The 25964-nt window shown below is 66.5% G+C and carries 28 protein-coding genes; 7 read left to right on the forward strand and 21 right to left on the reverse strand.

Annotated features, from left to right (window positions below):
• Positions 1-21: 21 nt before the first annotated feature.
• The 4 genes from RZA67_RS10210 to rlmE form a co-directional block, all read right to left on the reverse strand.
• Complete coding sequence (locus RZA67_RS10210; RefSeq protein ID WP_317212642.1) at positions 22-522, reverse strand: hypothetical protein; 501 nt, start codon at positions 520-522, stop codon at positions 22-24.
• A 111-nt stretch (positions 523-633) separates the two neighbouring features.
• Positions 634-819, reverse strand: coding sequence for a hypothetical protein (locus RZA67_RS10215; RefSeq protein ID WP_317212643.1), 186 nt, complete (start codon positions 817-819; stop codon positions 634-636).
• Positions 820-952: 133 nt separating this feature from the next.
• Positions 953-2890 carry an ATP-dependent zinc metalloprotease FtsH gene (gene ftsH / locus RZA67_RS10220; RefSeq protein ID WP_317212644.1) on the reverse strand — a complete coding sequence of 646 codons (1938 nt, stop codon included), beginning with the start codon at positions 2888-2890 and terminating at the stop codon, positions 953-955.
• 68 nt (positions 2891-2958) lie between these two features.
• The gene (gene rlmE, locus RZA67_RS10225; protein ID WP_317212645.1) at positions 2959-3591 is read right to left on the reverse strand and encodes a 23S rRNA (uridine(2552)-2'-O)-methyltransferase RlmE; all 633 of its coding nucleotides are present in this window, start codon (positions 3589-3591) and stop codon (positions 2959-2961) included.
• 66 nt (positions 3592-3657) lie between these two features.
• On the opposite strand from rlmE, the gene yhbY reads away from it, so the two are divergent.
• The gene (yhbY, locus tag RZA67_RS10230; protein ID WP_317212646.1) at positions 3658-3963 is read left to right on the forward strand and encodes a ribosome assembly RNA-binding protein YhbY; all 306 of its coding nucleotides are present in this window, start codon (positions 3658-3660) and stop codon (positions 3961-3963) included.
• A gap of 10 nt (positions 3964-3973) precedes the next feature.
• Positions 3974-4348: an Mth938-like domain-containing protein gene (locus tag RZA67_RS10235; protein WP_317212647.1), complete on the forward strand. Its 375-nt coding sequence runs from the start codon at positions 3974-3976 to the stop codon at positions 4346-4348.
• Positions 4349-4436: 88 nt separating this feature from the next.
• Here RZA67_RS10235 and RZA67_RS10240 read toward each other — a convergent pair whose 3' ends face one another.
• Genes RZA67_RS10240 through surE form a run of 4 tightly spaced genes read right to left on the reverse strand, consistent with a single transcriptional unit; the run spans position 4437 to position 7324 of the window.
• On the reverse strand, positions 4437-5213 hold the full coding sequence (locus RZA67_RS10240) for a peptidoglycan DD-metalloendopeptidase family protein (RefSeq protein ID WP_317212648.1): 777 nt from the start codon (positions 5211-5213) through the stop codon (positions 4437-4439).
• Positions 5210-5824, reverse strand: a complete 615-nt coding sequence (locus tag RZA67_RS10245) for a YqaA family protein (RefSeq protein ID WP_317212649.1) — start codon at positions 5822-5824, stop codon at positions 5210-5212. Before RZA67_RS10245 ends, RZA67_RS10240 begins: the two co-directional genes overlap by 4 nt.
• Positions 5825-5843: 19 nt before the next feature.
• On the reverse strand, positions 5844-6521 hold the full coding sequence (locus RZA67_RS10250; protein WP_317212650.1) for a protein-L-isoaspartate(D-aspartate) O-methyltransferase: 678 nt from the start codon (positions 6519-6521) through the stop codon (positions 5844-5846).
• The gene (gene surE, locus RZA67_RS10255; protein ID WP_317212651.1) at positions 6518-7324 is read right to left on the reverse strand and encodes a 5'/3'-nucleotidase SurE; all 807 of its coding nucleotides are present in this window, start codon (positions 7322-7324) and stop codon (positions 6518-6520) included. Before surE ends, RZA67_RS10250 begins: the two co-directional genes overlap by 4 nt.
• A 175-nt stretch (positions 7325-7499) precedes the next feature.
• On the opposite strand from surE, the gene RZA67_RS10260 reads away from it, so the two are divergent.
• Positions 7500-8042, forward strand: a complete 543-nt coding sequence (locus RZA67_RS10260) for a Smr/MutS family protein (protein ID WP_317212652.1) — start codon at positions 7500-7502, stop codon at positions 8040-8042.
• 377 nt (positions 8043-8419) lie between these two features.
• Here RZA67_RS10260 and truD read toward each other — a convergent pair whose 3' ends face one another.
• The 9 genes from truD to RZA67_RS10305 form a co-directional block, all read right to left on the reverse strand.
• Positions 8420-9484, reverse strand: a complete 1065-nt coding sequence (gene truD, locus RZA67_RS10265; RefSeq protein ID WP_317212653.1) for a tRNA pseudouridine(13) synthase TruD — start codon at positions 9482-9484, stop codon at positions 8420-8422.
• Positions 9481-9978, reverse strand: coding sequence for a 2-C-methyl-D-erythritol 2,4-cyclodiphosphate synthase (gene ispF, locus RZA67_RS10270; protein ID WP_317212654.1), 498 nt, complete (start codon positions 9976-9978; stop codon positions 9481-9483). Before ispF ends, truD begins: the two co-directional genes overlap by 4 nt.
• Positions 9979-10006: 28 nt before the next feature.
• Positions 10007-10705, reverse strand: coding sequence for a 2-C-methyl-D-erythritol 4-phosphate cytidylyltransferase (gene ispD, locus RZA67_RS10275; protein ID WP_317212655.1), 699 nt, complete (start codon positions 10703-10705; stop codon positions 10007-10009).
• Positions 10702-11052 carry a cell division protein FtsB gene (ftsB, locus tag RZA67_RS10280; protein WP_317212656.1) on the reverse strand — a complete coding sequence of 117 codons (351 nt, stop codon included), beginning with the start codon at positions 11050-11052 and terminating at the stop codon, positions 10702-10704. The genes ispD and ftsB overlap by 4 nt, the downstream gene beginning before the upstream one ends.
• Before the next feature lie 4 nt (positions 11053-11056).
• Complete coding sequence (gene eno / locus RZA67_RS10285; protein ID WP_317212657.1) at positions 11057-12349, reverse strand: phosphopyruvate hydratase; 1293 nt, start codon at positions 12347-12349, stop codon at positions 11057-11059.
• A 128-nt stretch (positions 12350-12477) separates the two neighbouring features.
• A complete protein-coding gene (locus RZA67_RS10290; protein ID WP_317212658.1) occupies positions 12478-12798 on the reverse strand; it encodes a hypothetical protein in 321 nt (106 codons plus the stop codon).
• Positions 12795-13625 (reverse strand): 3-deoxy-8-phosphooctulonate synthase, encoded by an 831-nt coding sequence (kdsA, locus tag RZA67_RS10295; RefSeq protein WP_317212659.1) that lies wholly within the window; start codon positions 13623-13625, stop codon positions 12795-12797. The genes RZA67_RS10290 and kdsA overlap by 4 nt, the downstream gene beginning before the upstream one ends.
• A 98-nt stretch (positions 13626-13723) precedes the next feature.
• On the reverse strand, positions 13724-15379 hold the full coding sequence (locus tag RZA67_RS10300; protein ID WP_317212660.1) for a CTP synthase: 1656 nt from the start codon (positions 15377-15379) through the stop codon (positions 13724-13726).
• Between the two features lie 374 nt (positions 15380-15753).
• Positions 15754-15993: a hypothetical protein gene (locus RZA67_RS10305; RefSeq protein WP_317212661.1), complete on the reverse strand. Its 240-nt coding sequence runs from the start codon at positions 15991-15993 to the stop codon at positions 15754-15756.
• 147 nt (positions 15994-16140) lie between these two features.
• Between RZA67_RS10305 and parE the strand changes: the two genes are divergently transcribed.
• Both parE and RZA67_RS10315 read left to right on the forward strand, forming a co-directional pair.
• Complete coding sequence (gene parE, locus RZA67_RS10310) at positions 16141-18030, forward strand: DNA topoisomerase IV subunit B (protein WP_317212662.1); 1890 nt, start codon at positions 16141-16143, stop codon at positions 18028-18030.
• Positions 18031-18173: 143 nt separating this feature from the next.
• The gene (locus RZA67_RS10315; RefSeq protein ID WP_317212663.1) at positions 18174-19661 is read left to right on the forward strand and encodes a S10 family peptidase; all 1488 of its coding nucleotides are present in this window, start codon (positions 18174-18176) and stop codon (positions 19659-19661) included.
• A 472-nt stretch (positions 19662-20133) separates the two neighbouring features.
• Here the strand turns inward: RZA67_RS10315 and RZA67_RS10320 are convergent, their stop codons facing one another.
• Both RZA67_RS10320 and RZA67_RS10325 read right to left on the reverse strand, forming a co-directional pair.
• Positions 20134-21255, reverse strand: a complete 1122-nt coding sequence (locus tag RZA67_RS10320) for an inorganic phosphate transporter (RefSeq protein WP_317212664.1) — start codon at positions 21253-21255, stop codon at positions 20134-20136.
• Between the two features lie 13 nt (positions 21256-21268).
• Positions 21269-21895 carry a DUF47 family protein gene (locus tag RZA67_RS10325; protein WP_004152833.1) on the reverse strand — a complete coding sequence of 209 codons (627 nt, stop codon included), beginning with the start codon at positions 21893-21895 and terminating at the stop codon, positions 21269-21271.
• A 313-nt stretch (positions 21896-22208) separates the two neighbouring features.
• Between RZA67_RS10325 and RZA67_RS10330 the strand changes: the two genes are divergently transcribed.
• On the forward strand, positions 22209-23513 hold the full coding sequence (locus tag RZA67_RS10330; protein WP_317212665.1) for a hemolysin family protein: 1305 nt from the start codon (positions 22209-22211) through the stop codon (positions 23511-23513).
• Positions 23497-24156: an exopolysaccharide biosynthesis protein gene (locus tag RZA67_RS10335; protein WP_317212666.1), complete on the forward strand. Its 660-nt coding sequence runs from the start codon at positions 23497-23499 to the stop codon at positions 24154-24156. The genes RZA67_RS10330 and RZA67_RS10335 overlap by 17 nt, the downstream gene beginning before the upstream one ends.
• 106 nt (positions 24157-24262) lie before the next feature.
• Here the strand turns inward: RZA67_RS10335 and RZA67_RS10340 are convergent, their stop codons facing one another.
• Positions 24263-24760, reverse strand: a complete 498-nt coding sequence (locus RZA67_RS10340) for a pyridoxamine 5'-phosphate oxidase family protein (RefSeq protein WP_317212667.1) — start codon at positions 24758-24760, stop codon at positions 24263-24265.
• Between the two features lie 86 nt (positions 24761-24846).
• Positions 24847-25842 carry an LLM class flavin-dependent oxidoreductase gene (locus tag RZA67_RS10345; RefSeq protein ID WP_317212668.1) on the reverse strand — a complete coding sequence of 332 codons (996 nt, stop codon included), beginning with the start codon at positions 25840-25842 and terminating at the stop codon, positions 24847-24849.
• Positions 25843-25964 lie beyond the last annotated feature (122 nt).

Genomic DNA, 25964 nt, shown 5'->3' on the forward strand with positions numbered 1-25964 from the left:
TTTACGCGCGGCCGCGTCGGCTCAGAAGTCGCCCAGCCGTGCGCTGTCGGTGGGCGCTGCCAGCCACGTCGCCAGGTCGCCGGCGATCGCGGTGACCACCCGGTCCAGTACCGCGCACGAGCCCTTGAAGCCCCCCAGGGCGCCACCACGGGAGATGCGGCGCGCGGTCACGGTCGCCACACGGGTCCCGTCTTCATACAGTTCGCCGCGCACCGCAGCGGATTTGAAGTGACCGATGAAGGCATTTCCCGCGCTCTGCGCTTCCACGAACTCCAGCTTGAGCGATCGACCCGCGCCGCTGTCGGCCCCCACCGCGCCCTCAATCAAGGTATTGCCCAGCGCGTTGGCCTTGGTCGCCAGCTCCACCGACAGCGTGGTACCGATGCCACACTCGGCCTTGATCGCCTCGGCGATGATCGCGTTCTCGGCGTACGGCACCGGTTGGTTGACGCGGATATCGGCAGCGCACGCAGGCGCCGCCAGCACCAGCCCAAGCAGGGCCAGCGGGTAGACAGGCTTCATCGAATTCCCCGGATTCAGCGGCTGCCACCATGGCGGCCGTCCGCCGCATGCTGCTCCCTGCGGTGGGTCAATGCAAGCGTCGGTCAGCCCCGCCTGCCGCGCACGTCGGCCTCAGCGGCGGCGCTTGCGGTCCACGTACAGCGTCTTTGCGATGCTCAGGACGATGCCCAGCCCGATGCCGACAGCGCAGCCGAGCAGCAGGTTGTCGGTGCCCAGGCCGACGGCGACGCCCACCACGGTGGCGATCACCATCTCGAGGGTGTGGGAAATCGGTTCGGGACGCGGCGGCTGGGACATGCGGCAATGACCATCAAAGAGCGGAAACGACCGCTATTGTCACCCAAGCCGTGCCGCTGCGGCGCTGACGGCCTGAACGGACAAGGCCGGGTCACCCCGGCCTTGTCTTTCCTGCGGATCAGCAGTGGCGCACTCAGTGCTGCTCGGCCGGTCCTGCAATCGGCGGCAGCGGACGGGCGTCACCGCCTGAATCGTTGCCACCACCATCCTTGTTCGACTTGCCCCAGCCGGCCGGCGGCGGCGGATCGCGGCCTTCCATGATGGCGTCGATCTGCGGCGCATCGATGGTCTCGTACTGCAGCAGCAGCTGGGACATGGCGTGCAGCTTGTCCAGATTGGCGGTCATCAGCTCGGTGGTGCGCGCATAGGCTTCGTCGAGAATGTTGCGCACTTCCTCGTCGATGCGGCGCGCCGTGTCATTGGACACGCTCTTGTGCTGGGTGACCGAGCGGCCCAGGAACACTTCGTCATCCTCTTCGCCGTACGCGATGGGACCCAGCTGGTCGGACAGGCCCCACTTGGTGACCATGTTGCGGGCCATCTTGGTCGCGCGCTCGATATCGTTGGACGCACCGGTGGTGACCTTGTCGGCGCCGAAGATCAGCTCCTCGGCCACGCGGCCACCATACAGCGAGCACAGCTGTGACTTGATGGCCACGCGGTTCATCGAGTACTTGTCGCCCTCCGGCAGGTACATGGTCACACCCAGCGCACGGCCGCGCGGGATGATGGTGACCTTGTAGACCGGATCGTGCTCGGGCACCAGCCGGCCGACAATGGCATGGCCGGCCTCGTGGTAGGCGGTGAGGGTCTTTTCCTCCTCGCTCATGGCCATCGAGCGGCGTTCGGCCCCCATCAGGATCTTGTCGCGGGCGCGGTCGAAGTGGTCCATGCGGACCTCCTTCTCGTTGCCTCGCGCGGCGAACAGCGCGGCCTCGTTGCACAGGTTGGCCAGGTCGGCACCCGAGAAGCCCGGGGTACCGCGCGCAATCACCATCGGCTCGACGTCGCCGGCCAGCGGCAGCTTGCGCATGTGCACCTTGAGGATGTGCTCGCGACCCTTCACGTCCGGCAGGCCGACCACCACCTGGCGATCGAAACGGCCCGGGCGCAGCAGCGCCGGATCGAGCACGTCCGGACGGTTGGTGGCTGCGATGACAATCACGCCTTCCCCGCCCTCAAAGCCGTCCATTTCCACCAGCAGCTGGTTCAGGGTCTGCTCGCGCTCGTCATGACCACCGCCCAGACCGGCGCCACGGTGGCGACCGACCGCGTCGATTTCGTCGATGAAGATGATGCACGGGGCATGCTTCTTGGCCTGCTCGAACATGTCGCGCACGCGGCTGGCGCCGACGCCCACGAACATTTCCACGAAGTCCGAACCGGAGATCGAGAAGAACGGCACCTTGGCTTCGCCGGCGATGGCCTTGGCCAGCAGCGTCTTGCCGGTGCCGGGCGGGCCGACCATCAGCACGCCGCGCGGGATCTTGCCGCCCAGCTTGGTGAACTTGGACGGGTCGCGCAGGAAGTCGACCAGCTCGCCGACCTCTTCCTTGGCCTCGTCACAGCCGGCGACGTCGGCAAAGGTCACTTTGATCTGGTCCTCGCCCTGCAGCTTGGCACGCGACTTGCCGAAGGACATCGCGCCCTTGGCACCACCACCCCCCCCCTGCATCTGGCGCATCATGAACAGCCAGAAGCCGATGATAAGCAGCACCGGCAGGAAGTTCATCAGGATCGCGCCCAGCGAGAAGCCGCTGGAGGGCTCCTGCTGGACGATTTCCACGTTCTTGGTCCGCAGCACGTTGATCAGATCGCGGTCGAACGGCGCCGGAATCGTGGCGGTCTGGCCGCTGCGGGTGGTGTAGGTCAGCTCGGTGGTGCCACCGCGCATGTCACCGGCAAAGGTGACCTTCTGCACGTTGCCGTTGTCCACCTGGTCCAGGAACTGCGAATAGGTCGCGCCCTGCGCCGCCCCGCCACTGGTTTTGGGGGAGAAGCTCTGGAAGACCACCATCAGCACGACGGCGACGACCACCCATAGCAGGAGGTTCTTGGTCAAGTCGTTCATCCTCATTGGCTCCGGCGTTCCTCTCAGTGCTTGCGTGTCGCGTGGGTTTCGGGCTTGCGGGTTCGAGCTTACTTGATCTGGGCGCGTTTGCCCTGCCCCAGGGCGTAAACCTCGGGCGAACGCTTGCGCGAAGCTTCCGGCTTGCGGATGGAGACCTTGTCGTACCGGCGGCGCATCTCGCGCACGTAGTCGTCAAAGCCCACACCCTGGAACAGCTTGATCAGGAACGCCCCACCGGTCTTGAGGTGGTTGTCGGCGAAATCCAGCGCCAGCTCGGCCAGATGCATCATCCGCGGCTGGTCCACCGCGTCCATGCCACTCTTATTGGGGGCCATATCGGAGAGCACAAGGTCCACCGGCTGATCGCCCAGCATGGCTTCAAATGCCGATAGGACGGTTTCTTCCCTGAAGTCACCGTGAAGGAACTCGACCCCGGCCAGCGGCGGCATGTCCAGGATGTCCAGCGCGAGGACCCTGCCAGTGTCGCCCATCTGCCGGCGGACCTGCTGTGACCAGCCGCCCGGCGCGGCGCCCAGATCGACCACCACCATGTTCGGCTTCAGCAACCGGTCACGTTCGAGCAGTTCTTCGAGCTTGTAGGCGGCACGCGAGCGCATGCCTTCGGCCTGGGCCTTCTTCACGAAGGGGTCGGAAAAGTGTTCTTTGAGCCAGCGCTGGCTGCTTTTGCTGCGGGAAACCATTGAGAATTACGGCCAGATGGGGTGGTCATGATACCCTGATCGCCCCAAGTCACCGCGCTTTCCTGCATGTCCACTGCCCTGACCTCTTCCCAGACCCGCTTCCTGCGCGGCCAAGCCCACGACCTGAAGGCCCTGTTGCAGATTGGTGGCAAGGGCGTCACCCCGGCGTTCGTGGCACAGCTGGAGGAAGTGCTGGAGCTGCACGAACTGGTCAAGGTGAAAGTGGCGGCCGAGGACCGTGAAGCCCGCGATGCCATGATCGCCGAGCTGACCAGCAGCACCGGCAGCGCGCTGGTGCAGCGCATCGGCCATACCGCGGTGCTTTACCGCCCCAGCAAGGAAAAGCGCCAGATCGTGCTGCCGCGCGGCTGAGCAGGACCGGATGCAGCTTACCCACGAACTCCCCGATTTCACCTATTCACTGCGGGCCGCCAGTGGCCGCAGCGCACGGGTCAACGACATCGAGCTGCAGCGCAGCTTCTGGCTGACGCCCGATACGCTGGTGCAGGACTGGCCGGTGAGCGGCGTCGGCGAGCTCACGCTTGAGCACCTGCAACCGGTGCTGGAGCAGAACCCGGCGCTGATCGTGCTGGGCACCGGCGATACGCAGGTGTTCCCGTCGGCGCAGCTGATGGCGGCCTGCCTGGGCCGTGGTATCGGCCTGGAAGTGATGAACAACGCCGCCGCCGCGCGCACGTTCAATATTCTGGCCAGCGAAGGGCGCAAGGTCGCCGCCGCGTTCATTCTGCACGGCTGAAGCGCGGGGTCAGCGCGATCTGTCCGGAGAGCAGCCGACCGTGGGGTCGGCTCTACCGGTGCGGTTGTGGCGGGTCGTCTGCCAGCGCCTATCGGGCTGGCAGATACTGTTGCGGGTCCACCGGCTTGCCGTTGTAACGGATCTCGAAATGCAGCATGTCCCGGTTGGCACCGGTGCGCCCCATCTCGGCGATCTGCTGGCCCGCCTTGACGTTCTGGCCTTCGTTGACCAGCCGCTTGCGGTTGTGCCCGTACGCAGAGAGCCACTGCTCGTTGTGCTTGATGATGATCAGCTCGCCATAACCGACCAGGCCGGCACCGGAATACACCACCACGCCGTCGGCGGCAGCCTTGACTGCCTGCCCGCTGGTGCCGGCGATGTCCACGCCCTGCCTGGTGGTCTCGCCGGCCACGAAACGACCCACGATGCTGCCGTCGGCCGGCCATCGCCAGCTGATGTTGCTGCGCACCGGGGCCGCCGCCGGGGTTGAGGTTGCCGGGCTGCTGGCGGTCGTGCCGTTGCCGGCGCGCGGGGCGGTGACCACCGTGGTCGGCGCCCGGCCACTGCTGGCGCCCGGTGGATACAGGCGGATGACCTGGCCCGGATAGATCGTGGACGGGTTGGTCAGGCTGTTCCAGGCGATCAGGTCGGCCGGCGTGATGCTGTGGATGCGCGCCAGCGCATAGATGGTGTCGCCCTTCTGCACACGCACCGACTTGCCGGGCTGGGCGACCGAGGTTTTCGGCGTGGTGGAGATCGCGCCGCCGGAAGGACGGACCACCGTTGCGGTGCCACAGCCGGCCAATGTCGAAGCCAGCACCAGCGCCACTGCAATCCGCGCTCCCTTGTTGAAACCTGCACTCATGCGAACTTCGCCCTCCAGACAAGCACACCGACCAGCAGCACCACCAATCCGGTGGCCACCCAGCCCAGCGGTTCAATCCAGCGCCGCAGTGCAAGTTCCGCACGCGGCCCACCAATGCGGATGACCGCGGCCAGCAGGTAGACCCGCTTGCCACGGCCGATGATCATGCTCAGCACGTACTGCAGCATCGGCACCCCGACGATACCCGAAGCCCATGTGAAGACCTTCATCGGAATGGGCATGAAGCCGCCCAGTACCAGGAAGGTGAACACCGCCCAGGGCGATTCGGCCATCTTTTCCTGCACCACGGCGATGCCGCTTTCAATGGCCGGCAGCATGCCCATCGCAGCCAGCAGCGGCTTGACCGCCTCGAACGCGAAATGGCCCAGCGCATAGCCCACCAGCGCACCGGCCAGCGAACCGGCCAGACTCAGCGTGGCAAACCACCAGCCGCGCTTGGGCTGGGCCACACACATCGGCGCCAGCATCACCTCAGGCATCACCGGGAAGATGATCGCCTCGATGAAACTCAGCACCGTCAGGTAGGTTGGCGCACGCTCATGGCTGGCCCACTTCAACGCCCGCTCGTAGAGCGGCCCAAAAATCTTCATGAATGTCGTGCTCCGTTGATCAGTCCAGCATGCCAGACAGCAGCGGCACAAAGGTGACCGGCGCCAACACGCGTTGTTCGATGCTGCCGTCCTGCAGACGGTCCAGCTGGATGAGCGACTGCGCGCCGGGGCCACCAACCGGGGCCACCAGTCGTCCGCCCACGGCCAGCTGCTCGACCAGTGCGTCCACCAGCGCGGGCGCCGCAGCGGTGACCACGATCGCATCGAACGGACCATGCTCGGGCCAGCCCACACGGCCGTCGTCGTGCTTGCTGCGCACATTCATGCCCAGCGCACGGAACCGCTTGCGCGCCTGCCGCAGCAGGTCACCGATGCGTTCAACGGTATGCACTTCCAGTCCGATCGCCGCCAGCACCGCGGCCTGGTAACCCGAGCCGGTACCAACCTCCAGCACGCGCCGAGGCGTTATCTGCAGCACCGCCTCGGTCATCCGCGCCACCACCCAGGGCTGGGAAATGGTCTGGCCGTGACCGATCGGCAGGGCAGTGTCCTCGTAGGCGCGCGAGGCCAGTGCTTCGTCGATGAACAGGTGCCGGGGCACGACACGGATCGCATTGAGGGTCGGCTCGTCGACGATGCCGGCTTCGCGCAGACGCTCGACCAGACGGTCACGCACCCGCTGCGAGGTCATGCCGATGCCCACGGCTTCGGGCTGCAGGCGCAGGCGCTGACTCATGCCGGCCGGTCCAGTGCAGCACTGAGGCCACCGACCCAGCTGGCGACCTTTTCCAGCGCCTGGTAGCGGGTGAGGTCGACCTGCAGGGGCGTGATGGAAATGAAACCGGTACGCACGGCATGGAAGTCGGTACCCGGGCCGGAGTCCTGCTCGCGACCGGCCGGTCCGATCCAGTAGACCTGGTTGCCGCGCGGATCCTTCTGTGCGATGCAGCCTTCAGCCCGATGCCGGTTGCCCAGACGGGTGACCTCGAAGCCTTTGACCTGTCCCCAGGGAAGATCGGGCACATTGACGTTGAGGATGGTGTCGGCAGGCAGCGGGTCGGCCTTGAGCCGGGCGACGATCTCCACCGCAGCGCGGGCAGCGGTCTCGAAATTTTTCGGGTCGTGGCCCTGGCTGACCAGCGATACGGCCACGGCGGGAAGACCGAGAAAACGCCCTTCCATCGCGGCAGACACGGTACCCGAGTAGATCACGTCGTCGCCGAGATTGGCGGCGTTGTTGATGCCCGAGACCACGATGTCCGGCTCGAACTCAAGCAGACCGGTCAGGGCCAGGTGTACGCAGTCGGTCGGCGTGCCGGCAACCGCGGCGGTGTAATGGTCGATGCGGCGTACCCGGATCGGCAGGTCCAGGGTCAGCGAATTGCTGGCGCCGGAACGGTCGCGGTCAGGCGCGACGACGGTGACTTCATGGCCGGCCTGGCGCAGGACCTCGGCCAGCATGCGGATGCCCGGCGCATCGACACCATCATCGTTGCTTACCAGAACCCGCGTCTGCGATTTAACCGCTTGATTGTTCAAGAATTCGTTTCCATCACTTGCCGTCGTGGGCGTGGTCGCGGCGTTCCCCAGGTGGCGGCGACGACCACGCAAGTGCGTCCTGTATTGTGCCGCATGCGCGCCGCACGGCCTACCCTGCCATGGGTCATCCGGCGCACACATAGGCAGTTCTGCCCGCCCGGTTTACGATGACACCATGTCGCATCCGAAAGACGAAGACCCGGCCGAGCTGTTCCGCTCCGCGATCGGCGAGGTGAAGCCGCTGCGCAAGGTCAGCACGCGCGCGCCTGCCGCCGTCCCGCCCCGTCCCAGGCCGCGCGCCCGGATGGCCGAGCTGGACGAGGCCGAGGCTGCGGGCGAGTTCGCGCGTCTGCTGCGCGATGGCACGCCACTGGAAGCGGGCGACACCGCCAGTTACCGGCGCGAGACGCTGCCGCCGCGCATGTTCCAGCGGCTGAAGAAGGGCCAGTATTCGGTGCAGGACGAGCTGGACCTGCACGGCGCGACGGCGCAGCAGGCCGAGCGCCTGTTGCGACAGTTTCTGCAGGAAGCGCATGCGCATGACCATGGCTGTGTGCGCATCATCCACGGCAAGGGCCTGCAGGCTGATGGCAGTGCGCCGGTGTTGAAGAACCTGGTGGACCGGATGCTGCGGCTGCGGCAGGACGTGCTGGCGTTTCATTCGGCGCCGAGCGGCCAAGGGGGCACCGGTGCGGTGCTGGTGCTGCTGGCCCGGTAGGGGATTGTTGGCCGGGGCTGCGCCCCGGCACCCCGCCGAAGCCACAGCAACAACCACTGCGACGGCAACAGCAACAGCAACGGCAACGGCAACAGCCATTTGGCGGGCTGGGCGGTGCTGCGGTCTGGTGGGGCGGGAGCGGCTTGCGGGGGACGGCAAAAGCCGCTCCTGCGGGCCTCGTTTCGCGCCATCCCTGGCGCTCGACGCCCCCGCACGCCGCTCCCGCCCCTCCCCGATACATCGCGGCCACGGCAAGGCAGGCAACGGCAACGGCGACGGCCGCAGCACAACTGCTCTGGCGCGGGCAGCGGATCCGGTAGGTGACGACCGTTGGTCGTCACGCTGCTGCTGTTGGTTCCCTGCCCGCCATGCCGGACTCAGGCGTTGGCGGGAACTTCCTGGACTGCAGACTCCTGCGAGGCGTCCACGATCGGGCCGAGCTCGTGCAGCACGGCGGTGGCGTAGCAGCCCGGGGGCAGTGCGAACGCGATCTCCAGTGTCTGCTCCCCCAACCACTGGTGCTGCATCAACGCCGGTCGCAGCCGCAGTGCGCGACGCTCCTGCTTGAGCCCTTCGGCCTCCAGACCGGCACGCAGGGCAAGGCTTTCTTCGTCCGCCAGCGCAGCCTGCTCCAAGGCAGCCAACTCACCGCTGCTGCGCAGCTCGCCGGCGCCCCACAACGGGCCGCTGGGATGGATGTCGAAGCGGGCCAGACGCTCGGCCAGCACCTCGCTGTACGCCTCGGGACCGAACACGCTGCGGCTGCCATCGAGCATCCACACTTCACCATCAACAGGCTGGTCCCAGCTGCCCTGCTCCACGCGGGCGGCGAGCACCCGGTTGAACAATGCCGAGCGGGCCGCCGACAGCAGCAGCGAGCGCTGGTCACGGCGCATGCGGCGGCCGCCGAACATCGCCAGCGCGGCCGGCACATTGCCGCCATCGCGGCCAAAACGCTGCTCGCCAAACCAGTTGGGCAGGCCACGGCGGGCGATCTGCTGCAGCCGCTCGTCCACCCGGTCGTGGTCGGCCTGCACGCCGCGCAGCACCAGCCTGAAACGGTTGCCGGCCAGCGCCCCCCGCTGCAGCTTGCGGTTGTGCCACGTCGCGCTGATCACCTGGATCTCGTCGCTGGCCAACGCGGCCACGTCCGGTGCGATGCGCTTGGGCAGATGCACGCTGAAACGCTGGGTAGTCACCGCGTGGCGGTCCTTCATGCCGGCATAGCTGACCGCCATTTCCGGCAGGCCGGCCCACTGCGCGAGCACACGCGCCACGTGTACGGTGTTGGCGCCGCGCTTGCGGATGTCCAGCAGCAGGTGCTCGCCTTCTCCGGTCGCCTCGAACGCCGGCAGTTCGTCGACCTGGAAGTCGTCGGGTGTGGTGCGGATCCGCGCGGCGTCCCACAACGCGTCGCCAAAGGCCAACGGCAACGGAATCATGCCGCCACCAGCAGGACGACGGCCTGCGCCGCGATGCCCTCTTCCCGGCCGGTAAAGCCGAGCTTCTCCGACGTGGTCGCCTTGACGCTGACCGCATCCAGTGGCAACTGCAGCAGCGCTGCAATGCGTTCGCGCATCGCCAGCGCGTGCGGGCCCACCTTGGGCCGCTCGCAGATGACGGTGATGTCGGTGTTGCCCACGCGCCATCCGCGCGCGCGCAGCAGCGCATCGCAGTGGCGCACGAACGCACTGCTGTCGGCGCCCTTCCAGCGGTCGTCGCTGGGCGGGAAATGCTGGCCGATATCACCCAGCGCCAGTGCCCCGAGCATCGCATCGCAGAGTGCGTGCAGAATCACATCGCCATCGCTGTGGGCCAGCACGCCGGCCGTGTGCGGCACGCGCACGCCGCCGAGCATGATGTGGTCGCCCGCGCCGAAGGCATGGACGTCGTAGCCCTGGCCGATACGCACGGGCGGGAACGCAGTGGTACTCATGGAAACAACCTTTGCAGTGCGCGCCGGATCAGTCGGCGCGGCGGGAAAGAATGAACTCGAAATGGTCCAGATCGGCCGGCGTGGTGACCTTGAAGTTGTCTTCACTGCCTTCCACCAGCAACGGCCGCTGGCCCTGACGTTCCATGGCCATGGCCTCGTCGGTGACCTGCACGCCGGCAGCGGCGGCCTCGGCCAGCGCCCGGCTCAGCTGATGGCGCCGGAACAGCTGGGGGGTCAGCGCCCGCCACAACCGCTCGCGCGGCTCGGTGCCGTCGATGCCACCGTCGTCACCGGCACGCTTGAGGGTGTCGCGCACCGGTGCGGCCAGGATCGCCCCGACCGGGTCGGCACGCCCCACTTCGAGCAGCCGGCCCAGATCGGCCAGCGCCAGATTCGGCCGCGCCGCATCATGGACGAGGACGAACTCGTCCGCCCGAACGCTTTCCGGCAGCGCCTGCAGTCCTGCCAGGACCGAATCGGCGCGGGTGGCGCCGCCAATGCAGGTCAGCACCGGTTTGCCGGCACGCTCGCACCAGCCCGGCCAGTCGGCATCATCGGCGCCCAGCACGACCATAGCGCCGGCCACCGCCGGATGGGCCAGCAGCGCATCCAGCGTGTGGGCCAGCAGAATCCGGCCACCGGCCTGCAGGTACTGTTTGGGCAGCGGCGCACCAAAGCGGGTCCCGCGACCGGCGGCAGGAACCACCGCCCAGATCGCGGCACTCATGGCACTTCCGCGGGCAGATCGTTGCCCGTGGCAGCGGCGGCGGCCGGACGCGGCGGCAGCACCGGAGCGTCCTCGACCACGCGGTAGAACTTCTCACCGGGTTTGATCATGCCCAGCTCGCTGCGCGCGCGCTCTTCGATGGCCGCCTGGCCCTCCTTGAGGTCCTGCACTTCCGCAGCCAGCGCATCGTTGCGCTGCTGCAGTCCTTCATTGTCGCGCTCCTGATGCTGTACCTGCGCTTCCAGCGTCATCACCTCACCGGAATTACCCGGACCAAACCAGAAACGGTACTGCAGCCATGCCAACAGCAGGGCCAGCACCAGCAGCAGCCAGCGCCAGTTGCGCATCGTCTCAGCGCTTCAGCGAGACGAACGCATCGCGACCGGCATAACGCGCGCCGGCACCCAGTGCTTCCTCGATGCGCAGCAGCTGGTTGTACTTGGCCACGCGGTCGCTGCGGCACAGCGAGCCGGTCTTGATCTGGGTCGCGGTGGTCGCCACGGCGATGTCGGCGATGGTGGTGTCTTCGGTTTCGCCCGAACGGTGCGAGACGATGGCGGCGTAGCCGGCACGGTCGGCCATGGCGATCGCTTCCAGCGTTTCGGTCAGCGTGCCGATCTGGTTGACCTTGATCAGGATGGCGTTGGCGGTGCCGCTGTCGATGCCTTCCTTGAAGATGCGCGGGTTGGTCACGAACAGATCATCGCCCACCAGCTGCACCTTGTTGCCGATGCGATCGGTCAGCAGCTTCCAGCCAGCCCAGTCATTCTCGGCCAGGCCGTCTTCGATGGTGATGATCGGGTACTGGGCGGCCCAGTCCGCCAGGAAGTCGACGAACTGCTCCGACGTCAGCCGCTTGTTCTCGCCGACCAGGTTGTACTTGCCGTTGTCGTAGAACTCGCTGGAGGCCACGTCCAGACCCAGCAGCACGTCCTCGCCGGCGGTGTAGCCGGCCTTGCCGATGGCCTCCAGGATGGTGTCCAGCGCTTCGACGTTGCTGCGGAAGTCCGGCGCGAAGCCGCCCTCGTCGCCCACGGCAGTGCTCAGGCCGTGCCCCTTGAGCACCGACTTGAGCGAATGGAAGATCTCGGTACCGGCGCGCAGCGATTCGGAGAACGAGGTGAAGCCCACCGGCAGCACCATGAACTCCTGGAAGTCGACATTGTTGTCGGCGTGCGCGCCGCCGTTGATGATGTTCATCATCGGCACCGGCAGCGAGGGCGCCACACCGGTTTTGCCGCCCAGGTACTGCCACAGGGCCTGCCTGCTGGAGGCAGCGGCTGCATGCGCGGCAGCCATCGAAACACCCAGCAGCGCGTTCGCGCCGAGGCGGCCCTTGTTGTCGGTGCCGTCAAGGTCGATCAGGCGCTTGTCCAGCGCTTCCTGGTCGGCCGCATCAGCGCCCTGCAGGGCGGCGGCAATGGTCGTGTTTACGTTGTTGACCGCATCGCGCACGCCCTTGCCCAGGTAACGGGTCTTGTCGCCGTCACGCAGCTCCACCGCTTCCTTGGTGCCGGTCGAAGCGCCCGAGGGAACCGCGGCGCGACCAAACGAGCCGTCCTCCAGGATGACATCGGCTTCCAGCGTGGGGTTGCCACGGCTGTCGAGGATTTCACGGGCATGGATGCTGCGGATCGTACTCATGGGCGGACCGGATACCTGTCTGTAGAGGGATGCGACGTGCGCATTGCCGCGTGATTATCTCCGGCGGCCCCGGTATTGCCAAATGCCGGTGCGAGAGGCGCACCGCGACGCCCTGCGGCGGGACGGATTCAGCGCAGCAGCGGGACGCCCAGCACCAGCACCAGCACGCCAAGCAGCAGGGCCGCCACCGCAGCACGGGCGCGGCCGTGCCCACTACGCCACGCCAGCACCGAGGCGATGGTACTGCCGGCGCTGCCGGCCACCAGCACGCCCAGCGCCAGCATCAGCCCGCCGTGCGCGGCAGCCATACCCTGCGCTCCATCGCCGGGCATGCCCATGCTGGAGAGAAAGACGAGCACGCCGCCGAGCAGACCGGCCCAGGCCAGTACTGCAAGCGCCAGCGCGATCGCTCCCCACGGCCGCGCGCGGCCGTTCGCTACGGGCCTCACGCGAAGCGCGAGAAACCGTGCTTCTTGGTTACCGCATCGAGTTCCATCAAGGTCTCCAGCAGCGCTTCCATCTGGTCCAGCGGCCACGCGTTGGGGCCGTCGGAGAGGGCTTTGGACGGGTCCGGATGGGTCTCGGCGAACAGGCCGGAAATACCGACAGCCACCGCCGCACGCGCCAGCACCGGCACGTGTTCGCGCTGTCCACCGGAGCTGGTGCCCTGCCCGCCCGGCAGCTGCACCGAGTGGGTGGCATCGAAGACCACCGGGCAACCGGTATCGCGCATCACCGCGAGCGAACGCATGTCGCTGACCAGGTTGTTGTAACCAAAGCTCGCGCCGCGCTCGCAGACCATGATCTGCTCGTTGCCGGTCGATCTGGCTTTTTCCACCACCGGCTTCATGTCCCACGGGGCCAGGAACTGGCCCTTCTTGATGTTGACCGGCTTGCCGGCGGCGCACACCTTGCGGATGAAGTCGGTCTGGCGGACCAGGAACGCCGGAGTCTGCAGCACATCGACCACCGAAGCGACCTCGTCCATCGGGGTGTACTCGTGCACGTCGGTCAACACCGGCACGCCGATCTGCTTCTTCACCTCGGACAACACCTTCAGGCCTTCTTCCATGCCCGGGCCACGGAAGGCGGTGCCCGAGGTGCGGTTGGCCTTGTCGAAGCTGGACTTGAAGATGAAGTTGACGCCCAGCCGGCTGGTGATTTCCTTCAGCTTGCCTGCGGTATCGAGCTGCAGCTGCATCGACTCGATCACGCAGGGTCCGGCGATCAGGAACAGGGGCTGGTCCAGCCCGATCTCGAATCCACACAGTTTCATGGCATTTCCTTGTTGTCCGCGGCGCCGGGGACCCGGCGCGCTGGGGTTTCATGTGGCAGATGGGGGCCGGCGGCCGCCATCACAAGCACAGCGTGGGCTCAGGCGGCCGGCAGCGCGCCGCCGGCCTTGCGCTCACGTGCGGCGCGGATGAAGCCGATGAACAGCGGATGGCCGTCGCGCGGGGTGGACAGGAACTCCGGGTGGGCCTGGCAGGCCAGGAACCAGGGGTGCGCGTCGCGCGGCAGCTCGATCACTTCCACCAGCGTGTCATCCATCGACTTGCCGGCAATCACCAGGCCAGCGTCTTCCAGCTGGGTGCGGTAGCGGTTGTTGAACTCGTAGCGGTGGCGATGACGCTCCTCCACCACATCCTTGCCATACAGCTCACGGGCCAGCGTGCCCGGCTTGAGCCGCTGTTCCTGCAGGCCCAGGCGCATGGTGCCGCCAAGGTCGCTTTTCTCGTCGCGCTTTTCCACATCGCCGGTGGCGGTGCGCCACTCGGTGATCAGGCCGATCACCGGATTCGGCGACTGGCGGTCGTTCTCGGTACTGTTGGCGTCTTCCAGCCCGGCCACGTGCCGCGCGAAATCGACCACCGCAGCCTGCATGCCGTAGCAGATGCCAAAGTACGGCACCTTGTTCTCACGGGCGTACTGCGAGCTCAGCACCTTGCCCTCGAAGCCACGGTCGCCGAAACCGCCGGGGACCAGAATGCCGTCGACATCGGCCAGTGCGGACAGGTCGGTGCCTTCCAGTTCCTGCGCTTCCAGCCACTTGAGGGTGACCTTGGTACGCTGGCGCAGGCCGCCGTGCTTGAGGGCCTCGCCGACCGACTTGTAGGCGTCCTGGTGGTCGACGTACTTGCCGACCACGGCGATGGTGACCGCATCGTCGGGGTGCAGGGTGGCATCGACAGCCGCTTCCCACTCGCCCAGGTCAGCCGGACCGGCCTTGTCGGCCAGCTTCAGCTGGTTGATGACGATCTCGTCCAGGCCCTGCGCGTGCAGCCCGGCGGGGATGCGGTACAGCACGTCGACGTCAGGCACGCTGATCACCGCGCGTTCGGAGACGTTGGTGAACTGGGCGATCTTGCGGCGCTCGGAGTCCGGAACCGCCTGCTCGGAACGGCACAGCAGCACGTCCGGTTGGATGCCGATAGAGCGCAGTTCCTTCACCGAATGCTGGGTGGGCTTGGTCTTCAACTCGCCGGCAGCGCCGATGTACGGCACCAGGGTGAGATGCATGAACAGCGCTTTCTCCGCACCGCGCTCGGTGCGCACCTGGCGGATCGCCTCCAGGAACGGCAGCGACTCGATGTCGCCCACGGTTCCGCCGATCTCCACCAGCGCCACATCGTAGCCTTCGGTGGCTTCGTCGATGCAGCGGCGGATCTCGTCGGTGATGTGCGGAATGACCTGCACGGTGGCGCCGAGGTAGTCACCCCGACGCTCCTTGCGGATGACGTTCTCGTAGATGCGGCCGGTGGTCACCGAGTTGCGGCGGCTCAGACGGGTGCGCACGAAACGCTCGTAATGCCCGAGGTCCAGATCGGTCTCGGCACCGTCGTCGGTCACATAGACCTCGCCATGCTGGAACGGGCTCATGGTGCCCGGATCGACGTTGATGTACGGGTCGAGCTTCATCATCGTGACCTTCAGGCCACGGGCTTCGAGAATCGCAGCGAGCGACGCAGCGGCAATGCCCTTGCCGAGCGAGGACACCACGCCGCCGGTTACGAAAATCAATGGAGTCATGGCTGAGAGCGTCCTGTAGAAAGATGGAAAACGGCATGGCCGCGCGCGGCGGAGGGTGCCGGGCGTGACGTGATCGGGGTTTTCCGGTTCGCCGCCAGGGCGGGAAAGGTGCGGGCCGCGTCGCGGTGGCACATCGGGGCGTGGCCATCGAGCGAGGTCGGAAGGGCCGTGCCGGTCGTCGAAACCGTCACCTGCGTCCTGCCTTGCTGGCGCCCGGACAGGGCTGGGCCAGCGCGTTCGCTGATGGTGGACACACACTGCTCCCGGAAAGCCATAGTTTACAGACAGATGGCGCCAAGCCCAAGCGGTTGTCGTCGCCAGAACGGCAAACGCCCCGGCAGGCGGGGCGTTTGCAGCAAGACACGACAGCATGGTCAGCGGCGGCGGCGGGCCTCTTCTTCCTCCTCGGGCTCGCTGGTCTGCTGGCCCTTGGCCTTCATCTCGGCGTTGGCCTGTGCGCGGCGCTTGGCCTTGGCTTCCGCTTCGGCCTTGGCCGGATCGGCCTGCGCGCCCTGGTCGGTCGGCGGATTGGGCTGGCCGGCGTTCTGGGCCAGCACCAGCGGCACGGCTGCCACAGCGGCGGCGGCAATGGCGATGGTCAGCAACTTCTTCATGGAGTCCTCCTCACGGCGATCGGGGAGCCGGATGCGATTCCAGCATGTCGATTTTACCGCGCCGGGGCCGCCTCCGGCTGAAGGCGTGCAAAATCGCCGCCCAGACCGCACACTTGCGCGTCGCTCCGCGCTCCCGTTAGAAGATAGATGAACGCCCGCTATAACGCCGCCGATATTGAAGTCCTGTCCGGCCTGGACCCGGTCAAGCGCCGCCCTGGCATGTACACCGACACCGCGCGCCCGAACCATCTGGCGCAGGAAGTGATCGACAACTCGGTCGACGAGGCCCTGGCAGGCCACGCCCGCTCCATCGAGATCACGCTGTACAAGGATGGCAGCGTCGAAGTCAGCGACGATGGTCGCGGCATGCCGGTGGACATCCACCCCGAGGAAAAGATCCCCGGCGTCGAGCTGATCCTGACCCGCCTGCACGCCGGCGGCAAGTTCAGCAACAACAACTACACCTTCTCCGGCGGCCTGCATGGCGTGGGCGTGAGCGTGGTCAACGCGCTCTCCACGCTGGTGGAGGTGCATATCAAGCGCGAAGGCGCCGAGCACCGCATCACCTTCCGCAATGGTGACCGGGCCACGCCGCTGGAAGTGGTCGGCACTGTGGGCAAGAAGAACACCGGTACCCGCGTGCGCTTCTGGCCGGACCCGAAGTACTTCGACACGCCGAAATTCGCCGTGCGCGCGCTCAAGCACCTGCTGCGCGCCAAGGCGGTGCTGTGCCCGGGCCTGACCGTCAAGCTGACCGACGAAGCCACCGGTGAAGTCGATACCTGGTACTACGAAGACGGCCTGCGCGATTACCTGAAGGCCGAACTGGGCGAGCGCGAGTCGCTGCCGGCGGACCTGTTCGTGGGCCACCTCAAGAAGGAAACCGAGGTTGTCGACTGGGCCGTGGCCTGGCTGCCGGAAGGCGAGCTGGTGCAGGAAAGCTACGTCAATCTGATTCCGACCGCACAGCACGGCACCCACGCCAACGGCCTGCGCACCGGTCTGACCGAGGCGCTGCGCGAGTTCTGCGACTTCCGCAACCTGCTGCCGCGCGGCGTCAAGCTCGCCCCGGAAGACGTGTGGGACCGGGTCTCTTTCGTGCTGTCACTGAAGATGACCGACCCGCAGTTCAGCGGCCAGACCAAGGAGCGTCTGTCCTCGCGCCAGGCGGCAGGCTTCGTTGAAGGCGCTGCGCACGATGCGTTCAGCCTGCTGCTGAACCAGAACGTGGAGCTGGGCGAGAAGATCGCGCAGATCGCCATCGAGCGCGCCAGCGCCCGCCTGAAGACCGAAAAGCTGGTCGTACGCAAGAAGGTCACCCAGGGCCCCGCCCTGCCCGGCAAACTCGCCGACTGCATCAGCCAGGACCTGTCGCGCACCGAGCTGTTCCTGGTGGAGGGTGACTCGGCCGGCGGCAGTGCCAAGCAGGCGCGCGACAAGGATTTCCAGGCCATCATGCCGCTGCGCGGCAAGATCCTGAACACCTGGGAAGTGTCTTCCAACAGCGTCCTTGCTTCGGAGGAAGTGCACAACCTGGCCATCGCCATCGGCTGTGACCCGGGCAAGGAGGACATCAGTGGCCTGCGCTACGGCAAGGTGATCATCCTGGCCGACGCCGACTCGGACGGCCTGCACATCGCCACCCTGCTGACCGCGCTGTTCCTCAAGCACTTCCCGGCGCTGGTCGATGCCGGCCATGTGTTCGTGGCGATGCCGCCGCTGTTCCGCATCGACGTGGGCAAGCAGGTGTTCTACGCGCTGGACGAGGAAGAAAAGCGCACCACGCTGGACAAGATCGAACGCGAGAAGATCAAGGGCGCGGTGAGCGTGACGCGCTTCAAGGGCCTGGGCGAAATGAACCCGCCCCAGCTGCGCGAGTCGACCATCCACCCGGACACGCGTCGCCTGGTGCAGTTGACCATCGACGATGGCGAGCAGACCCATTCACTGATGGACATGCTGCTGGCCAAGAAGCGTGCATCCGACCGCAAGGGCTGGCTGGAAACCAAGGGCGACCTGGCCTCGCTGGAGGTCTGAGTTGCAGCTCATGCACCGATGGCGCCGGGCGCCTCTGCCCGGCGTGCCGGATGTGGCGGTTGGCGCCGGCCATGGCTTTGGACACATGCGGCGCCGCCCTGGGCACCCCAGCATCGAATCTTCTTGAAACAGTGCGTGGTGCCATGACGTCCCTGCTGCATTCGGCTGCGCTGTGCGCCGCCCTGCTGATCGCCTCACCCGCCGTGCTGGCCGCCACGCCCGACGCCGGGGCAGCCGACGACACCGCCCAGGCCGCCACCCTGCCCGCCGATGCATCGGTGCGCCAGAGCATGCGTCTGGACAACCGCACGCTGGACTACACCGCCAGCGTCGGCACCCTGCCGGTGCGCGATGCCCAGGGCAAGGTGATCGCCGACGTGGTGTTCACCGCCTATACGCTGCCCGGGCGCAACCGACCGGTGACCTTCGCCCTCAACGGCGGCCCGGGCGCATCATCGGTGTACCTCAATCTGGGCGCGATCGGTCCGAAGGTCGTCACCTTCGGCTCGGAGGGCGACAGCGCTTCGGCCCCGGCTACCCTGCGTGACAACCCGGGCACCTGGCTGGACTTCACCGACCTGGTGTTCATCGACCCGGTCGGTACCGGCTTCAGCCGCGCGCGCATCAGTGACGAAGCCGCCAGGAAGCAGCTCTACACGCCGCAGGCGGACATCGAATACCTTTCGCGCAGCATCTACGACTGGCTGCTGCGCAACCAGCGCATGACCTCGCCAAAGTATCTCACCGGCGAGAGTTACGGCGGCTACCGCGGCCCGCGCATCACCCACTACCTGCAGACCCGGCTGGGGGTGGCGATGAACGGCCTGGTGCTGGTCTCGCCGTACCTGAGCCCCACGCTGGAGGACAACGCCGATGTTTCGCCGATGGCCTGGATGCAGACGCTGCCGTCGATCGCGGCGGCGCATCTGGAGCGCGAGGGCCGGCTGACCGATGCGGCCATGCGCGAGGTGATCGAGTACACCCGCGGCGACTACGCCACGGCGCTGATGAAGGGCCGCAGTGATCCGCAGGCCACCGAGGCGATGCTGCGTCGGGTCACCGCGATGACCGGGCTGGACCCGCAGTATGTGCGACGGGCGGGTGGACGCCTGGAGACCCAGGCATACCTGCGCGAGGTGTTCCGGGACAAGGGCACGCTGGGCAGCCGCTATGACGCCAATGTGACCGCGTTCGATCCGTTCCCGAACGACCCCGAGCAGCGCGCGAATGATCCGCTGCTGGACAGCATCATTGCTCCCACCACGACGGCCATGGTCGACTTCGTGACGCGGGTGGTGGGCTGGAAGGTAGATGGGCGCTATCAGGCGCTGAACTACGAGGTGAACCGGATGTGGGACCGCAATGCCGACCTGCGCGCGGGTGCGGTGACGCAGCTGCGCCAGGCGGTGGCGATCGATCCGAAGCTGCAGGTGCTGATCGTGCACGGCTGGAACGATCTGTCGTGCCCGTTCATGGGTTCGGTGTTGACGGTGGATCAGATGCCGGTGATGGGGAGCGATCCGGACCGGGTGCAGGTGCGCAGTTATCCGGGCGGACATATGTTCTACAGCCGGGCGGACAGCCAGGCGGCGTTCCGACGGGATGTACGGGCGATGTTCGAGCGTAATTGAGGGGTTCTGGATTGCCGGGCCTGCGGCCCGGCACCCGCCTGAAGCAACGGCAACGGCAACGGCAACGGCAACCGCAACCGCAACAGCAACAGCAACAGCAACAGCAACAGCAACAGCAACAGCAACGGCGGGAGCGTCGGCTGGGTGGTGCTGTTTGTTGGGTGGGGCGGTGTGGGTTTGCGGGGGACGGCAAAAACTGCGTCCTGCGTGCCTTGTCTCGCGCCATCCATGGCGCTCCACACCCCCACAAACCCACACCGCCCCACCTCCGACACACTCCGATGGACGGCAGAAACGCACCTGGTAGGTGACGACCGTTGGTCGTCACGCTGTTGTTGTTGTTGTTGTTGTTGTTGTGGCTGTTGTGGCTGTTGTTGCTGTTGTTGCTGTTGCTGACTGCCAGGTTGTTTCTGGCTTGTGCACAAAAAAGCCCGCCGTTTCCGGCGGGCTTTTCTGTTTCCGGGCTGGGGGGTCAGGTCCAGCCGAACAGTTCGAACAGCTTGAGGATCAGGTAGGCGCAGCCGCCGGCGGCGGGGATGGTCAGAATCCAGGCCCAGACGATGCGCTCGATCACGCCGAACCTCAGCGAGCGGGGGTTCTTGGCAAAACCTACGCCCATGATCGCGGTGGAAATGCTGTGCGTGGTCGAGACCGGCATGCCGAAGTGCGCGGCCAGGGTCAGGATCGTGGCCGAGCTGGTCTCTGCAGCAAAACCGTGGATCGGGTGCAGCTTGACCATCTTGTGGCCGAGGGTCTTGATGATCTTCCAGCCGCCCGAGGCGGTGCCGGCGGCCATCACCACGGCACAGGTCAGCACGATCCACATCGCGATGCCGTCACCGGCATGGGCGTCGGGATGCATGAAGGCCAGCCAGGACGGGAGCTGATCGAGTGCACCGGTGGCTTCGGCGCCGATCAGGGTCATCGCGATGATGCCCATGGTCTTCTGCGCGTCGTTATGCCCGTGGGCAAAGCCCATGTAGGCCGCCGACACGATCTGGGCCTTGCCGAAGAAGGCGTTGACGATGCGCGGACGGGCCAGGCGACCGAGCATGCCGCCGATTTTTGCCAGCCCTGCAATCAGGCCCCACAGCAGCAGCATCACCACGATGCCCAGCAGGAAGCCGGCAATGGGCGAGGTGATCATCGGCACGAAGACCTTCCACAGCAGGCCCTTGTTCTGGGCCCAGCTGCCAAGACGCTCGGACCAGATCAGCGCATCCCAGTTGTTGTGCGCGGCGGCCAGACCAGCACCGCACAGGCCGCCGATCAAGGCATGCGAGGACGACGACGGCAGTCCCTTCCACCAGGTGATCAGATTCCAGATGATGCCGCCCAGCAGGGCGCACAGGATCACCTGCGGGGTCACTTCAACCACATTGGTGTTGAGCAGGCCGGAGGCGATGGTCAACGCCACCGCGGTGCCGGTCAGTGCCCCGATGAGGTTCATGAAGGCCGCCAGCATCACCGCCCAGCCGGGCGACAGCACCTTGGTGGCCACCACGGTGGCGATGGAGTTGGCGGTATCGTGGAAGCCGTTGATGAACTCGAAGACGAGCGCGGCCAGGATCACCACCAGGACAAGGGTGAGCATCAGTGGCGGCCCGTCAGCTGTTCTTCAACACGATCTGGTACGCCACCACGCCGGCTTCGCGGCAGCGGTCGATGGCCTTCTCGAGGATCTCGAAGAACTCCTTGAGCAGGAACATCTGCAGGTTGTCTAGGCGGCCGGAATAGATGTCGCGGTACAGCTCCAGCATCAGGCGGTCAGCTTCGTTTTCCAGCGAGCGCAGCTTTTCGTTCAGCGCGGTCATCCGGTCCAGGTTCATGTGGCGCAGGTCGGCCACCATCTCCACCACCACGCCGGCGGCCTGTTCGAGCATCGCCGCGCGCGGCGCGAAATCGATGTGCTCCAGGTGGGTCGTGGCCAGTGAATAGCGATCAGCGAACTTTTCGATCTGCTTGGGAATCTTGTACAGCGCCGAACCCAGCGCTTCGATGTCCTCGCGCTCGATCGGGGTCATGAAACTGTCCACCAGCGCCTGGCTGATCTTGTCCGAGGCGGCGCGTTCGCGCAGGCGGGCCAGCTTGAAGGCGTCCAGTGCCGGCTGGCGGTCTGCTTCGCGCAGCATCGAGTGCAGCGCCTTGGCTGCGTCGGAGGCTGCGACGGCCGCTTCATCGAGCAGGGTGTAGAACTGTTTGCCGGAGCCGAAAATGGTCTGCAGAGAGAACATTGAAAAACCTGTTCGCCGTCGCGGGAAGGACGGCACCAAGGCGAATTATGACGGTTTGATGACCCATCCGGGTAGACCAGACCGCCAAAAGCCGTGTCTTCACGCGCCGCAGCCCGCCTCGAAGGCTAGTCTGAACAGGCAGTTGCGCGCGCCCTCCCCTGTCTTGTTAAGATGCCTGCGCGCCTTCGGGCGCACCCTATGGACGACGACCCTTATCCCCCAGCGCCGCGCCTGCCTCTGTTGCTGAGCGCCTGCCGCCATCGCAAGCACCCGCCCTCCCTGCCACCAACCGGGGATGCCGCCCGTGTTTGAAATGTTTCTGATCGTTTTCGCGCTCGTTCTGTTGAACGGCTTCTTCGCCATGTCCGAGATGTCGGTCATGACCTCGCGCAAGAGTCGCCTGAAGCAGATGGCCGGTACCTCCAAGCGCGCCGCCAAGGCGTTGGAGCTGTCCGAGAAGCCGGAGAGCTTCCTGTCCACCGTGCAGATCGGCATTACGGTGATCGGCGTGCTGACCGGCTACCTCGGCGGTGAGGCGCTGGGTGCGGCCATCAGCGCCTGGATCGGTGGGCTGATGCCCGGTTTTGCCTACGCGGGCAATGTCGGCACCGCGCTGGCGGTAAGCCTGATCACCTTCATCACGCTCATTTTCGGCGAGCTGGTGCCCAAGCGGCTGGCGTTGACCCGTTCGGAAACCATAGCAGGACTGGTCGCCATGCCAATGAGCTGGCTCGCCAAGCTCGCCCTGCCCTTTGTCTGGCTGCTGTCCAAGACCACCCAGCTGGTGCTCAAGCTGCTTGGTCTGGGCAACGACGAAGTTGCGTCGGTCACCGAAGAAGAGATCCGCATGCTGGTGGCCGAGAGCCACGAGGCCGGGGTCATCGATTCGCACGAGCGCGACATGATGAACCGTGTCATGCGCCTGGGCGACCGCACCGCCGACAGCCTGATGACCCCGCGCAACCGTGTGGCCTGGCTGGACACGCAGGCCCCGCTGGAGCGCAACCTGGAGATCATGGCCGAGCACGAGTTCTCGCGTTACCCGGTCTACCGTGGCAATGATCAGGACGTGGTCGGCCTGCTGGAACTGAAGACACTGGCCACGCGGATGGCGCGCGGCGACACCGCGTTGTTCCAGACCCTGCGCGAGCCGCTGTATGTGTCCGAATCGACCCATGCGATGAAGCTGCTGGAGATCTTCCGCGAAGAGCAGCAGTCGATGGCGCTGGTGGTCGATGAATATGGTGAAATCCAGGGACTGGTCACCATCAGCGACCTGATGGGTGCGGTGGTGGGGCGGCTGCAGGCTGTTGAGAACGCGGACGAGGACGCGCTGGTGGTGACCCGCGAGGACGGTTCGCTGCTGGTGGACGGTTCGCTGCCCATCGAAGACCTGCGCGAGTTGCTGGGCAGCAGCGAGCTGCCGGACGCCGAGGAAGGTGATTACTACACGCTGGCCGGCATGTGCATCCACTACTTCGGCCGCATTCCGCATGCCGGTGAGTATTTCGACTGGGCCGGCTGGCGCATCGAGGTGGTCGATCTTGACGGCGCGCGCGTGGACAAGCTGCTGCTGCGCACCCTCTCCGACGACCAGGCCGATGAACTCACCGCCTGACCCGCAGCCGGCACCGGCGCAGGCCGAGGCCGGCTACCGCAACGAGGGCATCCGCACGCTGCTGGCGATGTTCCAGTTCGGCGACCCGCGCCAGCACATGCAGCTGGGGCACATCCTGCAGGATCTGCAGCAGAGCGCGTTCGGCGTGTTCCTGTTCGTGGCGATCCTGCCCGCCTTCATCCCGGTTCCCGGCCTGGGCGGTGCGGTCAGCGGTCCGCTGGTGATCCTCATCGGCCTGCAGATGCTGTGCTGCATGCGGCGCCCGTGGCTGCCGGTCTTCATTGCCCGGCGCGGTCCGCGACGCGGCACCATGCATCGCTTTCTCGACCGCCTGGAGCGGCCGCTGCGCCGCCTCGACCGGCTGCTCAAGCCGCGCCTGCCGCAGCTGCTGGTGCCCGTGCCTTCGCACGCGTTCAGCGGCCTGCTGCTGGTGCTGCTCGGCATCCTGCTGTCGCTGCCGATCCCCTTCACCAACTACCTGTTCGGGTTCCAGCTGCTGCTCTTCGCGCTGGCCCTGCTCGAGCGTGATGGCGCGCTGATGCTGGTCAACTGGATCGGCGCGGTAGCCGCGATCGTCTTCTTCGGCTTCAGCTCGGGGCAGCTGGTGACCTACACCGTTGAGCTGTTCCAGCGCTGGTTCTAGTCCGCGCCGGCGGCAGGCATCTGCGCTTGCGCCAACCCTGCAAAAGCCAATGCCGGCCAGTGGCCGGCATTGGCTTTTGCAGGGTCGGAAGGAGTCGGGCCAGCGATCAGCGCAGGTCGACGAACCCGTTATCGCCCAGCGCCTTGGGCTCGTCTTCAACCGCCGAGAGCACGAAGGCCAGCGCCTTGCCCAGCAGCGTGCCCGGGCCGTCCCAGTACTCGGCCGATTCGGCACGCACGTGGATCAGGCGCAGATTCGGATCGTCCTTGCCGCCGGGGAAGAACAGCTTCATCGCCGGCGACCACAGCTGTTCGATCCTCGCGCGGTCGTCGATCACCTGCGCGACGCCGGCCACCGACACGTAGGTGTTCTTGCCTGGCGAGGCGTACGCCACATTGACCCGCGGATTGCGCGCGATCTCAGCGACCTTCGGGCTGTCGGCGGCGGTGGCGAACCACAGGTCGCCGTCGAAGGTGACCTGCTGGGTGCCCAGCGGACGGCTGTAGAGACGCCCATCCACGCCCGTGGTGGTGAACATCGCCACCTCCACATCCTTGATGAGCTCGGCGAGCTGGGCGATATGGTCGGATCGGGTGTCGGTCATGCCAGGCTCCTGTTGGAAGATGACCTCCATGAAACGTCGGCACCGCGCAATGTGGCGTGATGCCGACGTTCAACCGGCGTGCGCGTTCAGCTGGCGTGGTGCGCGTGCCAGGCCCGCATGGTCAATTCGAACGAACGCAGCCGCGCCGCGTGGTCGTACAGGTTGGCGGTCAGCATCAACTCGTCCGGCTGGTAACGCTCGACGAACGCCGCGATGCCCTCGGCCACCTGGCCTGCATCGCCAAGCACCGTGCAGGCCAGCGCGCGCTCGACGCCGGCCTTTTCCTGCGGCGTCCAGAACGCCTCGATGTCGTCGATGGGCGCGGGAATCCTGCCCGGCCGACCGCGGCGCAGGTTGACGAAGCTCTGCTGCTGGCTGGTGAACAGCCGGCGGGATTCGGCTTCGCTGTCGCTGGCCACCACATTCAGCGCCAGCATCGCGTGCGGTCGTTGCAGCGTGGCCGAGGGACGGAATTCACGGCGATACACCGCCAGGGCTTCCTCCATCGCGTCGGGCGCAAAGTGCGACGCAAAGGCGTACGGCAGCCCCATGGACGCGGCCATGCGCGCACCAAACAGGCTTGAGCCGAGCACCCATACCGGCACCCGCAGGCCCCCACCGGGCACGGCCTGCACTGCCTGGCCCGGCTGTACCGGCTCGAAGTAATGCAGCAGTTCGCGCACGTCCTGCGGGAACTGGTCGGCGCTGTCGAAGTAGCGGCGCAGCGCGCGCGCCGTCGGCTGATCGGTGCCCGGGGCCCGGCCCAGCCCCAGGTCGATGCGGTCCGGGTACAGCGAGGCCAGGGTGCCGAACTGTTCGGCCACCTGCAGGGGCGCGTGGTTGGGCAGCATGATGCCGCCCGAGCCGACACGGATGCGCTGGGTGCCGCCGGCGACGTGGCCGATCAGCACAGCGGTGGCCGCGCTGGCGATGCCGGGCATGTTGTGGTGTTCGGCCAGCCAGTAACGGCGGTAGCCCAGTGCGTCGGCATGCTGGGCCAGTTCCAGCATGTTGGCGAACGCAGCGGTGGTATCGCTGCCCTCGCAGACCGGAGCGAGGTCGAGAATCGACAAGGGAATCATCAGGCGGTTTCCATCACGGGTTGCCCTCTGCATGGGGGCATGCCGGGGCGCCTGCCAGTCCGGCTGGCGGGACGCTGATTCCCGCCGACGCGGCGCAGACCGCGCGCCCCGCCGCAGGACGA

The organism is Stenotrophomonas sp. C3(2023) (genome assembly GCF_032911385.1).
GTDB lineage: Bacteria > Pseudomonadota > Gammaproteobacteria > Xanthomonadales > Xanthomonadaceae > Stenotrophomonas.

Coding starts and splice junctions, on each gene's coding strand:
- RZA67_RS10210 (WP_317212642.1), bottom strand. CDS start 522: ATGAAGCCTGTCTACCCGCTGGCCCTGCTTGGGCTGGTGCTGGCGGCG.
- RZA67_RS10215 (WP_317212643.1), bottom strand. CDS start 819: ATGTCCCAGCCGCCGCGTCCCGAACCGATTTCCCACACCCTCGAGATG.
- ftsH (WP_317212644.1), bottom strand. CDS start 2,890: ATGAACGACTTGACCAAGAACCTCCTGCTATGGGTGGTCGTCGCCGTC.
- rlmE (WP_317212645.1), bottom strand. CDS start 3,591: ATGGTTTCCCGCAGCAAAAGCAGCCAGCGCTGGCTCAAAGAACACTTT.
- yhbY (WP_317212646.1), top strand. CDS start 3,658: ATGTCCACTGCCCTGACCTCTTCCCAGACCCGCTTCCTGCGCGGCCAA.
- RZA67_RS10235 (WP_317212647.1), top strand. CDS start 3,974: ATGCAGCTTACCCACGAACTCCCCGATTTCACCTATTCACTGCGGGCC.
- RZA67_RS10240 (WP_317212648.1), bottom strand. CDS start 5,213: ATGAGTGCAGGTTTCAACAAGGGAGCGCGGATTGCAGTGGCGCTGGTG.
- RZA67_RS10245 (WP_317212649.1), bottom strand. CDS start 5,824: ATGAAGATTTTTGGGCCGCTCTACGAGCGGGCGTTGAAGTGGGCCAGC.
- RZA67_RS10250 (WP_317212650.1), bottom strand. CDS start 6,521: ATGAGTCAGCGCCTGCGCCTGCAGCCCGAAGCCGTGGGCATCGGCATG.
- RZA67_RS10260 (WP_317212652.1), top strand. CDS start 7,500: ATGTCGCATCCGAAAGACGAAGACCCGGCCGAGCTGTTCCGCTCCGCG.
- truD (WP_317212653.1), bottom strand. CDS start 9,484: ATGATTCCGTTGCCGTTGGCCTTTGGCGACGCGTTGTGGGACGCCGCG.
- ispF (WP_317212654.1), bottom strand. CDS start 9,978: ATGAGTACCACTGCGTTCCCGCCCGTGCGTATCGGCCAGGGCTACGAC.
- ispD (WP_317212655.1), bottom strand. CDS start 10,705: ATGAGTGCCGCGATCTGGGCGGTGGTTCCTGCCGCCGGTCGCGGGACC.
- ftsB (WP_317212656.1), bottom strand. CDS start 11,052: ATGCGCAACTGGCGCTGGCTGCTGCTGGTGCTGGCCCTGCTGTTGGCA.
- eno (WP_317212657.1), bottom strand. CDS start 12,349: ATGAGTACGATCCGCAGCATCCATGCCCGTGAAATCCTCGACAGCCGT.
- kdsA (WP_317212659.1), bottom strand. CDS start 13,625: ATGAAACTGTGTGGATTCGAGATCGGGCTGGACCAGCCCCTGTTCCTG.
- RZA67_RS10300 (WP_317212660.1), bottom strand. CDS start 15,379: ATGACTCCATTGATTTTCGTAACCGGCGGCGTGGTGTCCTCGCTCGGC.
- RZA67_RS10305 (WP_317212661.1), bottom strand. CDS start 15,993: ATGAAGAAGTTGCTGACCATCGCCATTGCCGCCGCCGCTGTGGCAGCC.
- parE (WP_317212662.1), top strand. CDS start 16,141: ATGAACGCCCGCTATAACGCCGCCGATATTGAAGTCCTGTCCGGCCTG.
- RZA67_RS10315 (WP_317212663.1), top strand. CDS start 18,174: ATGACGTCCCTGCTGCATTCGGCTGCGCTGTGCGCCGCCCTGCTGATC.
- RZA67_RS10320 (WP_317212664.1), bottom strand. CDS start 21,255: ATGCTCACCCTTGTCCTGGTGGTGATCCTGGCCGCGCTCGTCTTCGAG.
- RZA67_RS10325 (WP_004152833.1), bottom strand. CDS start 21,895: ATGTTCTCTCTGCAGACCATTTTCGGCTCCGGCAAACAGTTCTACACC.
- RZA67_RS10330 (WP_317212665.1), top strand. CDS start 22,209: ATGTTTCTGATCGTTTTCGCGCTCGTTCTGTTGAACGGCTTCTTCGCC.
- RZA67_RS10335 (WP_317212666.1), top strand. CDS start 23,497: ATGAACTCACCGCCTGACCCGCAGCCGGCACCGGCGCAGGCCGAGGCC.
- RZA67_RS10340 (WP_317212667.1), bottom strand. CDS start 24,760: ATGACCGACACCCGATCCGACCATATCGCCCAGCTCGCCGAGCTCATC.
- RZA67_RS10345 (WP_317212668.1), bottom strand. CDS start 25,842: ATGATTCCCTTGTCGATTCTCGACCTCGCTCCGGTCTGCGAGGGCAGC.